Below are 12544 nucleotides of genomic sequence, written 5' to 3'. Positions count from 1 at the left end.
GCTTCGGCCAACAACCAGCCTGATACCTTAAGCAATGGCACCTTCTTCCCCGGTTACTACTATCCTGGCGACCGTTGGGATCGTATTGCCAAAACGGTGACTGCCAGAAATGACTGGACCCAGGAAAGCATCAAGGACCTGCAACTCGAAGCGATCAATGAAAACCACCCCATCAGTGCCAGAAGCATGATGGCTGTGGTAGACCCAGGACTTTTCAGAAATTATGAACCGGTCAGGGCGGCTTTGGAAAACTGGAACGGCAGCCATGACCTGGATGCCATTGCTCCTACCCTTTACTACAAATGGCTCTACCATACCCTGCACGGGATGATGGCCGATGAATTGGGTGAAGAGGATTTCCAGAACTTTATCAAGACCTTTTTGTATATCCGCAGTGTACCAAAATTGATCCAAACCGCAGATTCTCCTTGGTGGAACAATGTAAATACCCCTGGAAAAGAGACAAAAAAAGAAATCGTTGAAACTGCCTTGAAAAAATCACTGGAAGAGTTGAAGGACCAGCTGGGCAATGACAGCCAAAAATGGGAATGGCAGAAAACAGTGGTGCTGGAGCATCCCCATCCCCTGGGTGCCAAAAAACCATTGGACAGGATCTTTAATGTCAAAGCTCCTCCTGTGACTGCCAATGAAGAATCGGTCAACAAACTGCCTTTTACACTCAATCCTGATGGGATTCATCGGGTGAATTCCGGTCCTGCCATGCGCATCATCATTGACTTTGCCAATGTAGAAGCCGCTGAATCCGTCCTGCCAACAGGTCAGAGCGGGAATATCTTCAGCCCTTGGTATGCCGATCAGGCAGAAATGTACGCCAAAGGCCAATACCGCCCTATGATGATGAACGAATCCATGATTAAGAACGCAGCGAAGGGGAAGCTTTTATTCAATTGAAGTAGAAATATAGATTGGTTAGAAGTTTCAATTGTTCATTGGGGTTAAGGAAAAGTGATGAGTGGAGAGTGGAGAGTGGAGAGTGGTGAGTGATGAGTGATGAGTGATAAGTGGAGAGTGATTAGTTAATTTGGTTGTCGAGTTGTCGGGTTGTCTGAGTGAGGATAACATCTTGTTTTCCGCGTCATTCTGAGATTTTAAAATTTTGGAAAAAGTACAGAAAGGTTAATGACATTCCCCACCGTCATCCTGAATCCGAGGAACTGCCTGTCCCGCAGTATTGCGGGAAGGATGAAGGATCCCCCATATTTTGGGAGACCCTTCCTTCGTCAGGGTGACGTACATTTCTGTCATTGCCTTTCTATAAATGCCAAATTTTAAAATCCAAAGGTGATGTTTCCTTATAATCTGTTTTGGTAATTAACAACAATAACCTGAGAACCCAACAACTATCACAACCACTAAAACAACGACAACCTGACAACAGTTACAACAACTACATCCACTACACCTGTCCGACTTGGTAAAACCACTAAGCCTGTCCGTAGCGGAACCATTAAAACAACAGCAAAAACCTGACAACAAAGACAACCCGACAACCACTACAACCAATCTCAATTACTGAAATAACATTAGCCAAACTGACAAGTCATGAAAAAGAAACCAACCCCAACCTTCCCCATCCAAAAACCTGAATCCGAATGGCAAGAGGAACTGGACCCTATCAGCTATCATGTGCTCAGGGAAAAAGGAACGGAAAGGCCTTTTACCGGTCAATATTACCTCAACAAAGACACAGGAATTTACGAGTGCAAGGCCTGTGGCAACGAAATTTTTCACTCTTCTGCCAAATATGACAGCGGTTGCGGTTGGCCTTCCTTCACCGAACCGGTAAGCCCCGATGCCATCGTGGTACAGATGGATTATTCCCACTTTATGATCCGGGAAGAAATCCTCTGCGCCAATTGCGGCGGCCACCTGGGACACAGATTCCCCGATGGCCCCAAAGCCCGGGGCGGCATCCGCTACTGTATCAATTCAGTTAGTATGGGTTTCAAAAAAGAGGAGTAAGTTTATACCAACGGCCAAAAATCATCGCCTCTTTAAGTTAACTTGCATTACATTAAATCAACCCAATATAACGTATGAGAAAATTACTTTTCTTAGGACTTAGCTTTTTGCTTCTTGAAGGCCTCTTTGCCCAGGGAAGCATGTTGTTAAGAGAACCTGCCATCAGCAAAGACTACATTGTCTTTGTCCATGCCAATGACCTCTGGAGAGTTTCCAAAAACGGAGGAGATGCCATCCGTCTCACTTCCAATGAAGGTGCGGAAAATCTGCCACACTTCTCCCCAGATGGCAAACACATTGCTTTCACCGCCCAATATGACGGAAATACAGATGTCTATGTGATTCCTGTTGAGGGGGGCGAACCCAAAAGGTTGACCTGGCATCCCGGTGCCGACCTGGTAACCGGTTGGACTCCGGATGGCAAATATGTACTCTTCACCTCTGCCAGGGAAAATGTCCCTACCAAAGAATCTAAATTCTTCCGCATTCCTGTTACTGGAGGGATGGAAGAGGCGCTTCCCATCCCCAGGGCGGTTAACGGCAGGATTTCTGATGATGGGAAGCACATTGCTTACCAACAGATTGCTTTTTGGGATCCGGAATGGAGAAATTACAGAGGAGGACAGGCCAAACCCATTTGGGTGGTGGACCTGGAAACCTTCGAACTGAAAATGACGCCACAAACAGATATGGAAAGACATACCCAGCCCATTTGGCATGGAAATAGGGTGTTTTTCCTTTCAGAAAGGGATTTTGCCAATAACATCTGGTCCTATGACCCTGCTACTGGAGACCTGAAACAGGAAACCTTTCACAAGGATTTTGATGTGAAAAACCTGGACTCGAATGGAACCGAGATTGTCTATGAACAGGGCGGTTACCTGCACTTGTTGAACCCGGCCACTGGTCAGACCCAACAACTGGAAATCCATATCAAGGGTGATTTCCATTGGGCGAGGGAAAGGTGGAATGAGGTCAACCAAAGGGGTTTGCATAACGCATCCCTCTCTCCTACCGGACAAAGGGCGCTATTTGAATACAGAGGAGAAATCATTACAGTCCCTAAGGAAAAAGGCGATGCCAGAAACCTCACCAATACTTCCCGTGTGGCAGAAAGAGCGCCGGTTTGGTCTCCTGATGGACAGCAGATCGCCTGGTTTTCTGATGCCAGTGGAGAATACCAATTGATGATCGGAGACCAAGAAGGGTTAAAGCCAGCGAGAACCATCACCTTGCCTAAAAACACCTTCTTCTTCAAGCCGGATTGGTCTCCAGATGGCAAGCACATTGCCTTTACGGATACAGATTATAACCTTTGGATAGTCAATGTAGCCACAGGTACCTCTAAAATAGCCGATACCGACCGCTTTGCCCATCCCAACAGGAGCCTCAACCCTATTTGGTCCCCGGACAGCAAGTGGGTGGCCTATGCCCGCTTATTGGACAATCAGTTCAAGGCCATATTTACTTACCATGTGGAAACAGGCAAGAAAATCCAGATTACGGACGGCATGGCCGATGCCATCACTCCCGTTTGGGACCAAAATGGAGCGTACCTGTATTTTCTGGCCTCTACCAATTTTGGACTGAATACAGGTTGGCTGGACATGAGCAGCTATGACAGACCGGTGACCAGAAACCTTTATGTGGCCGTATTGAGCAAAACAGGAAAATCTCCCCTCCTCCCGGAAAGTGATGAAGAATTGCCCAAAAAGGACAATGGAGATAAAAAGGACAATGACAAAAGCGTTACCGTCACCATAGATGAAGATGGCCTGGCCCAACGCATCGTTGCTGTGGATATTCCGGACAGGAATTATACAGCCCTGATGGCAGGTCCTGAAAACCATGTTTTCTACCTGGAAAACATTCCTAATCAGTCTGGGCAGACTATGCACCGTTACAATTTCAAGGAGAGAAAATCTGAAGCCTATTTAACAGGAGTCAATACGGCGACCGTCTCCTTTGACCGTAAGTCCCTACTTTACCAGGCCAATGGCAGCTGGGGTATAGTGGAGACCACAGGAGGCCCTAAAAAAGCAGGAGATGGCGCCCTGAAGGCCCTTTCGGGTTTCAAAATAAAAATCACCCCGAAAGAAGAATGGGAGCAGATTTACCGGGAGGGATGGAGGTATCAGCGGGATTTCCTTTATGTGGACAATGTACACGGCGCCCCTTGGGACGAAATCTATGAGTGGTACAAACCTTGGGTATCCCATGTCAAGCACCGCTCTGATATGAATTACATCATTGACATCCTGGGAGGTGAAGTGGCTGTGGGCCATAGCTATACCTCCGGCGGAGATTTCCCTGCTGTAAAAACCGTAGACATCGGTTTGTTGGGGGCGGATATCGCCATTGAAAACGGAAAATACCGCATCAAAAAGATCTATAACGGCGAAAATTGGAATCCTTCTTTGCAGGCGCCATTGTCAGTTCCCGGTGTGGATGTCAAAGAAGGTGATTACATATTGGAAGTAAATGGCCTGACTTTGGACAACCAAGAGAACTTCTACCAATATTTCGAAAATACCGCCGGCAAACAAATCAGGTTGCGGGTGAGCGATCAGGCTTCCGGGGCCAATGCCCGTTTGATCACGGTAGTGCCTGTGGCCAATGAGGGACAGTTGCGCATGATGGACTGGGTGGAGGGCAACCGCCGCAAGGTAGATGCCCTGTCAGAAGGTAAACTGGCCTATGTCTATGTGCCCAACACCGGACAGGGCGGCTATACCTACTTCAACCGCTATTATTTTGCCCAACAGGATAAAAAGGGAGCGGTGATTGATGAGCGAAACAATGGCGGTGGTTCGGCTGCCGACTATATGGTGGACATCATGGCCAGGGAACTGCATGGCTATTTCAACAGCCGTGCCAATGACCGCAGGCCATTTACCACCCCTATGTCCGGCATCTGGGGTCCAAAGGTGATGTTGATCAATGAAAGGGCCGGTTCCGGAGGAGACCTGCTTCCCTACCTATTCAGCAAGATGGAGATAGGTCCTTTGATCGGTACACAGACCTGGGGCGGCCTGGTAGGCACTTGGGATACGCCGCCTTTTATTGACGGGGGCAGAATGGTGGCCCCAAGAGGAGGGTTCTTTGATGTGGATGGAGAATGGGCTGTTGAGGGTGTTGGTGTGAAGCCGGATATTCCTGTGGAGCAGACACCAAAAGATGTGATCGAGGGTAGGGATCCACAGTTGGAAAGGGCCGTTCAGGAAGCCTTGAAGCTATTAGAGACTGAAGGTGTAGAGCTCAAGCCCGAGCCCAAAGCCCCTATCCGCTACTTCAGACCAAAGGATTAAACCCGAAATATGCATTAGAACTTCAATTACGAGGCCAAATGCATAATTCGGGTTAAACTATTGATTTACCATTTCAAAAAAAGACCTTTGGGGTTTCCAAAACCCTGAAGGTCTTTTTTCTAATCCCAATTCTTCAAATGAATAATTGTTAACCGTTAACAGTTAAACGTTAACCCTTTTTTGTTCAAACGTTCACATGTTCATGGTTTTACGAATCTTGTAAGGTAACCCTGAACCCTCCGAAATACTTAGGAACAAGCTGAATCTGTTAACAGCTAACCGTTAACACTGAACTCCTGAACCTTTCCCTTTTCTCCTTATACCTGCCCTGAACCCTGGCACCTCCCTAAAATGATCAAAAGGGATCATTTCTTAACGTTACTTTGAAAATTTCTTCGAATTAGTGGACAGCCATTTGCGGATTGAAAATCCGTGGTATCACATTACGAAATTGCAAATTCCGAGAAGCACAGACCCTTAATGAAATCCTTAAAAACCTTAACACCTTAATGTTTCAACACTTCCGAAATCCGCCTTCCGAAATCCGACTTTTCCCTTGATTCTACCTCCGCGTATCTCTGTGTCTACTCTGTGCATCTCTGTGTAATCCAAAAAATTCTTTCTCCTCAAACACAGATCCCCCAATCATCAAAGCTCCAATCCATTCTTCATTCATCACTCGGCATTCTTTATTTTCCCAAGTCTGTCACATGTACACATGTAAGGCCTAGCTCTTTTACATAAAACAAATCTTATCAAAAAAGGGTCAAGAAAATATGCATAGCTCGGAATTCGTGAAAATTTGAAAGCTTAGCGCTAATTCTATTTATCATGTAGGGTTTAATCTGGGAATGGCCTTCAAGCCCCCTACTCACGGTCAAAGCAGGAGATTTGTGAAAATCTGTGTAATTCCTACCTGCAGCAGGCAGGAGTGGACAGCCATTTACGGATTGGAAATCCGCAGTAATTGCCTTAGCAGGGTTCTATTCTATCCCTGTTTTTAGTTACTAAATTCAACCCCTTTAGGGTTGGAATTTCCAATAGCTGTAATCATTCCTTACCACCGGGTTTCACCCGGGGCAAATGCCCTTTAAGGGATTCAATCCCTCCGGGATTTTCTGAATGAGTGAGAAAAATACCCAAAATAACTCAAATTTTTCCCAAAAGAAATCCCCTAAACCACCTAATCTGTGTTTATTGGTTTTCATCAGTGGATAATTACCCCCTAATTCCCTTAATAATTATTCTCTCCGTGTACCTCAGTGCCTTCTCTGTGCAACTCTGTGTAATTCAAAAAATCTTCCGGCACAAGAAACAAGTTCTTCAACCTTCAAAGCTTCTTCATTCCTCACTCTAAATTCTTCATTAAAACCCTCAACTCCTTAATGTTTCAACACTTCCGAAATCCGACCTTCGAAATCCGCCTTTTCCCTAAAACTCATACCCAATCCCCACCCTGAAATTCCTGTTATAAATTTCCGTATCCCCGGGAAGCTTAAATGGCTGCGTCACCGCAGAACGCCATTCTGTGGTCACCGTAATCCTGGAAACCTGAAAGCCAAACTGTAAACTAATGCCCCACTCTTGATCAGACAACTCAACCAAAGGACCCAAACTTTCCTGCGCACCTTCCGACAAACGCTGCCGGACATGCTGCCTGAAATAAGGACCAACTCCACTAAACATTCTGAATAAGCCATCTTCTGAAGTAAAAGAGTTCGCACGGATAAGCGCAGGAACGGTAATGGAATGCCTCCTGAATCTTTCTCCTTCAATCAAACTCCCGTTTAGGTCATAGAGCGTACTCACCGCCAACTCAAAAGTGCGGCTTATCCTCAACCTGCTGTATAAACCTGCTTCTATGGCCCCTAAACCAAATTCACGATAAGAAGAAGTCTCATTGATATTACGCGAACTCCCAATCCCAAATTGAGCACCAAACTTCAGCGGCTTCCCATAGACGGCAACCTTGGCATTAAAATTCCTGGCAGGCTCCAAGGTTTCCGCATTGGCCATTTCCAGTGTTAATCCCGTCAAAAACCTGGTGATCTTGGCCATGCCCTCATAATCCAGCAAATCTGCTTTATCTCCGGGTTGATGGTAAGGGGATTTCAAACCTGTATTGACATAAATGGATGGTATTCCGATGGTTCCAAAAGGCCAGGTATCTGTTCTCCTTTCAATCAATGGGGCTGTCCCTTTGAGGGGAATCGGGTTCCTGTCCTGTGCCAAATCCAGGAGTTCTTCGGCATCCGCCAAAGTCCGCCATCCTTTCAATTCCAGGGTATTGACGGTGCTCAGCATCCCGATCATGTCCAGGCTGAACATGGCCTTGATGGCTTCATTGGGGAAAGGTTTCTCCGCATTCACAAAATACTCCGCGCCGATCAGCCCGCTTTCCTCCGCATCAAAAGCTATAAAAACCAAACTGCGTTTGGGTTGCTCGTCGGACGCCAAAATCAACCTGGCCATTTCCAATATGCCTGCCACACCGGAGGCATTGTCATCCGCACCCGGGAAAATGGTCTTGGTTCCATCAGCAGCCATATTGTAACCCAAGTGATCAAAATGGGCCCCAATGACGATATACTCTTCTTTAAGTTTGGGATCTGTCCCGGGAATCAAACCCACCACATTTTTGCCTTGCAGATTGACCAAGCCCACCTTGAAATCAAAGTGATGGATATAAGAGTCTCCCTGAAAAGGCTGTAGACCCATTTCCCTCATTTCATTTTCAATATAGCGGATGGCTTTTTCCCGGCCTTCTGTTCCCAGTCCCCTGCCCTCCAGGGAATCCGAGGCCAATATTTGGACATGCCTTTCCAGCCTTTGCTGTAGGTTTTCCTGGGCGAAAAGAGGGGAAATTGCGGTAAAAAAAACGCAAAATAGCAGCGTAAAATATCTGGTCATCTTTGAGGGTTTTTTAAGAATTTGTATAAAAAAAGGAATAGCTAATTTAAATGTTGGTTATGCTTTGATTTCCAAATGTGAAATTTAGAAATTGTCTGATCAATTCCTCAAATATACTTTCCTATGAGCAAAAAAAATAAAAAAATACAGCCGCAAAAATTCTCTCCAAAATCCTATTTAAAAGAAAGAGGACGAAACTTACCCATATATAAATGCTGGATCAACGAAGATTGGGAAGAAGAGGGGGTGGCACATATTTTTATCAGCAGAAAACATAGTAATGGAAACCTTACCTTCGGTTCCTACATTGTTGATTTACTAGAAAAAGGGCTGAAAGATTCCTTTGCCCGGGTCAATGAACCAGAACATTTTATAGATGAGGTATTTAGTGATTATGGGATGGAATTTATCGAGGCAGACTATGTTTTGGTCCACAACATCATTTACGGTGGATTGGAATTTGCCGAGGAAATGGGGCAAAAAAAGGATAAAGAATTTATATGGACACAGTATGTCCTTGAAGCGGACACAGAAGACATACCCATGATAGATATCCCTTTTGGATATGAAGAGGAGATGGATGATGAGGTGGATGAGGATTTCAATTTCCTCCATCAAAGCAGCATGACAACGCTGAACATAGTGGACATGGTGTATCATTTGACTTTTGGTGAGGAACCGAGAGACCCCGACTTTTTTGAGAAAAGATTGGATGCAGATGAGGCAGTGGAATTCAAATCTTTAGATGATGAAGAAGTCGAGAATTCGGTAAGAGATATGGAGAATTTCCTTCCCTACCTGGAAGCATATGAAAAGATAGTCGATCAGGAAACCTTTGATCCTGCAGAACTTGATTCCTTACAGGAAAAAATTGAGACTGACATTCTCCAAGGCAAACGCATCCCGCAGCTTTATGACCTGCTATCCAATATTTTTACCCAAAAAGGAGATGAAGTCAATGCCTTAAGGGTAGTTCAAAACCAATTGAAAGCTTTTCCTGATCAAGCCACCTCCAAACTCTTTGCCATGTTGAAGTTAATAGATATGGGTAAATTAGCGGAAGTGGAAGAACTTTTGGAGGGTGCATTGGATGTCAGGGACCTTCCTTTTGCTGAAAGTGGGCTGACAGAATTTGAGGTTTGCCTGTTTTATACAGTCATGTGTCAACTGTTGATAAAAAGGAAAGATTTTGACAAGGCTGAAGTCTACTATGATTTTATACGGGAATTCCAAATGAATGACAAAAGCCTTTTCACCAGTCTGCATTTGGAGGTTTTATTGGTATATGGAGAATACAAAAGGAAGATTTTAGAAGAATATTACGGAAAGTCTTTAATCAGCATTTTGGAGGAAGAAGAAAAAATTGTGAACCATATCAATGAGATGGCGAAAACGAAGAAAGAGTAAAAGTAAGGCTTGATCCCAGTGTTTCTTGTACTGAGCGAAGTCGAAGTATATGCGTCAATCTGTGGTTAATTCAAAAAAGCGAAGCTTTTATCCGTGATAATCAGCCCAATCCCTGCCCTCCGGTAGGTGGGCGCGTCACTTGTACTGAGCGAAGTCGAAGTATCCGCGTTCTATAGAAAGTGTCCGTTGCATATCGGCGGCGATTTCGATTGCATTTTTTCAGGCGATTCCAGCGCCGCCTCCGGGAACGTGGTGGGCATTTTTTACCCGGGGTGTCGTTCCTAACCCCGGGCTATCACATGTAAGGCCTTCAGCCTTTTTCTTTTACATAAAAGAAATCTCATTAAAGAAGGGCTAGAAAAAATGTATAGCTCGGAATTCGTGGAAAATTTGAAAGCTTAGCGCTAATCCTGTTTTCCATGATGCCGTTGATTTGATTTACCCAATGGAGATTCATCACAAGCATCAAACCGGAAGAATTTAAGGAAGGTCGTTATATGGTTTTTTCCGATTGAACATACTTGGGAACGAGGGTAAAGATTACACTTGAGAAATGAACAAGGGTAAATTTATTGATTTTTTACCCTCGTTTACACTAAAAGGGTAAAAATTACTTTCAAAAATTTTTCTATTGATAATTTGAAGCTTTATTTTCTTAGCGAAATCTTGGCGCCCATTGCGGTTTTTTCCAAAAGCGAAGAGTTTTTCCGCAATGAACGCCAGGTGCTTCGCTAAGAAAACGCAAAGCCTTTGAAATCTTACCACCTGCTTTTGCTATCCAAAAAGCGCAGCTTTTTATAGGTGTTCATCCTCATTCATCCATGCCTTCCGAAGGAAGGAGCGGTTTAATCCCTAAAAGCCAAGCTTTTATTAGTGTTAATCAGTGTTCATCCGTGGCTAATAAAAAAGCAAAGCTTTTATCCCAGCCTGCATCTTGCAGGAGTGTTAATCAGTATTCATCTGTGGTTAATTCCAAAAAGCGAAGCTTTTTATCCGCGATAATCAGCCCAATCCCTGCCCTCCGGTAGGTGGGCGCGTCACTTGTACTGAGCGAAGTCGAAGTACTTGTACTGAGCAAAGTCGAAGTATCTGCGTTCTATAGAAAGTGTCCGATACATAACGGCGGCGATTTCGCTTGCGTTTTTTCAGGGGATTGCATGCAATGAATTTCCTCACTTTTGCCTTTTTACTTTTGCCTTGGCTCTTATTTTCCTACCCTTAAAGCTCCAATCCATTCTTCATTCATCACTCTTCATTCTGCATTTTACATTTAAATAAAAAAACATCTACCAATATCTCTCTTACCATTTCTACAATATTTCGCGTCAGCAGTATTTCAACTTTATTTCAACTATTTTAGCAAAATGGATAAAGATTTGGAACAACAGTTTTTAAGCAACCTGGAAATACATGCATTCAATGAGATGCAGCAGGCATTTATAAAAGCAGCAGAAAATAATCCCAACCTCATGCTGCTGGCACCAACAGGTTCCGGTAAAACCCTGGCCTTTTTGTTTCGTTTGTTCAAAAACCTGGATCCCACCTCCAGAAGTACACAGGCACTCATCATCGTTCCTTCAAGAGAACTCGCCATACAGATCGAGCAGGTTTTCAAATCCCTGAAAACAGGTTATCGGGTCAGTACCTGCTATGGGGGGCATTCCATGAAACTGGAGAAAAACAGTTTGGGTGAGTTACCCGAACTGGTGATCGGAACCCCCGGCCGCCTCTCAGACCATGTCAACCAAGGATCTCTCGATACCTCAGCGATCAAAATGCTGGTATTGGATGAGTTTGACAAATCCCTCCAACTCGGCTTTCACGACCAATTGAGGGACATCTTCCGAAAACTGAAAGCGGTACAAAACCATTTCCTGACCTCGGCCACCAAGATGGGGCGCTTGCCTGAATTTATTCCTTTTGACAATCCGCCAGTGGTGGATTTTCTGAAGCAACAAAAGGATTCCAAACTGGAACTGAAATTCCTTCCCACCAGCAGCAAAGAGAAAACCCAGAACCTGATGCGCCTGATCTCCCATTTTCAGGGGGAGGCCTGTATTGTATTCTGCAACCACCGGGAAGCGGTAGACCGCATCAGCCTGCTTTTGGGCGATCATGGCTATGAGCATGCGGTATTACATGGTGGCATGGAGCAGTTGGACCGGGAAAAGAACCTCATCAAATTCAGAAGCGGGGTAGTCAATTTACTGATTGCCACTGACCTGGCCTCCAGGGGGTTGGATATACCGGAAATCAAACATATTGTGCACTATCAGTTGCCTCCCAAAGAAGACGCTTTTATCCACAGAAATGGAAGGACAGCTAGAATGCATGCTTCCGGTCAGGGTTATTTGGTCCTGTCGGATGAGGAGGAATTTCCGGAATACCTGGATGAAAACAGCCTGGAGGAGGTGGAAATTGAGGAAACTATAGCTTCCAAGCCGACAGGGTTTGCTTTACTTTACCTCAGTGCCGGCAAGAAAGATAAAATCAGCAAGGGAGATATTGTGGGTTTCCTGATAAAAATCGGAAAAGCCAGCAATGAGGACATCGGTTTGATCACCATCATGGATTTTGCCAGTTATGTAGCGGTAAAGCGTAGCCTAGCCCCCGGCTTAGTCAAAAAACTCAATGGGGAAAAGCTAAAAAAGTCCAAAGTGAAAGTGGCCGAGGCGAATTGAGGGGGATTATTTTAACCGCCATGAACGCAAGGGAAAGAGGCGCAATGGTGGACTTTGCAGCCATTCTTGGCTGCCTTTGCGATCTTTTTTTCTTAGCGAAACCTTGGCGCACATGGCGGTTTTTTTCAAAAGCGAAGCGTTGTTATGTGTTCTACTTTGGCTATCCCACATGCGGGATAAGTTGTGGTTTTTAATTTTTTTAACCGCAATGGGCGCAAGGGAAAATTCAATGATTTTTTTCCGCCATGAACGCAA

7 protein-coding genes are annotated in these 12544 nt (G+C 44.9%); 5 read left to right on the top strand and 2 right to left on the bottom strand.

Annotated features, from left to right (window positions below; translation table 11 throughout):
- From B879_RS18445 to B879_RS18435, 3 genes are all read left to right on the top strand, one after another.
- Window positions 1-912 (top strand): penicillin acylase family protein (locus B879_RS18445; protein WP_040401147.1); only part of this gene is annotated, 912 nt, incomplete at its 5' end.
- 651 nt (window positions 913-1563) lie between these two features.
- On the top strand, window positions 1564-1983 hold the full coding sequence (gene msrB / locus B879_RS18440) for a peptide-methionine (R)-S-oxide reductase MsrB (RefSeq protein ID WP_009186730.1): 420 nt from the start codon (window positions 1564-1566) through the stop codon (window positions 1981-1983).
- A gap of 74 nt (window positions 1984-2057) precedes the next feature.
- Window positions 2058-5291, top strand: a complete 3234-nt coding sequence (locus B879_RS18435) for a S41 family peptidase (protein WP_009186729.1) — start codon at window positions 2058-2060, stop codon at window positions 5289-5291.
- Window positions 5292-6722: 1431 nt separating this feature from the next.
- Here the strand turns inward: B879_RS18435 and B879_RS18430 are convergent.
- Complete coding sequence (locus tag B879_RS18430) at window positions 6723-8201, bottom strand: M20/M25/M40 family metallo-hydrolase (protein WP_009186727.1); 1479 nt, start codon at window positions 8199-8201, stop codon at window positions 6723-6725.
- Between the two features lie 123 nt (window positions 8202-8324).
- Here B879_RS18430 and B879_RS21940 point away from each other — a divergent pair, with 123 nt between their 5' ends.
- Together B879_RS21940 and B879_RS18415 are read left to right on the top strand one after the other, a co-directional pair.
- The gene (locus tag B879_RS21940; protein WP_009186726.1) at window positions 8325-9608 is read left to right on the top strand and encodes a hypothetical protein; all 1284 of its coding nucleotides are present in this window, start codon (window positions 8325-8327) and stop codon (window positions 9606-9608) included.
- A 1364-nt stretch (window positions 9609-10972) separates the two neighbouring features.
- Complete coding sequence (locus tag B879_RS18415) at window positions 10973-12289, top strand: DEAD/DEAH box helicase (protein ID WP_009186725.1); 1317 nt, start codon at window positions 10973-10975, stop codon at window positions 12287-12289.
- Window positions 12290-12295: 6 nt separating this feature from the next.
- On the opposite strand, the gene B879_RS18410 is transcribed toward B879_RS18415, so the two are convergent.
- A partial coding sequence (locus B879_RS18410; protein WP_157231707.1) for a hypothetical protein occupies window positions 12296-12544 on the bottom strand: 249 nt, incomplete at its 5' end.

Origin of the sequence: Cecembia lonarensis LW9 (genome assembly GCF_000298295.1) — a bacterium.
In the GTDB taxonomy this organism is placed as follows: domain Bacteria; phylum Bacteroidota; class Bacteroidia; order Cytophagales; family Cyclobacteriaceae; genus Cecembia; species Cecembia lonarensis.
Note: the sequence above shows the minus strand (reverse complement) of the source record. Positions and strands in the feature narration are given on the sequence as shown.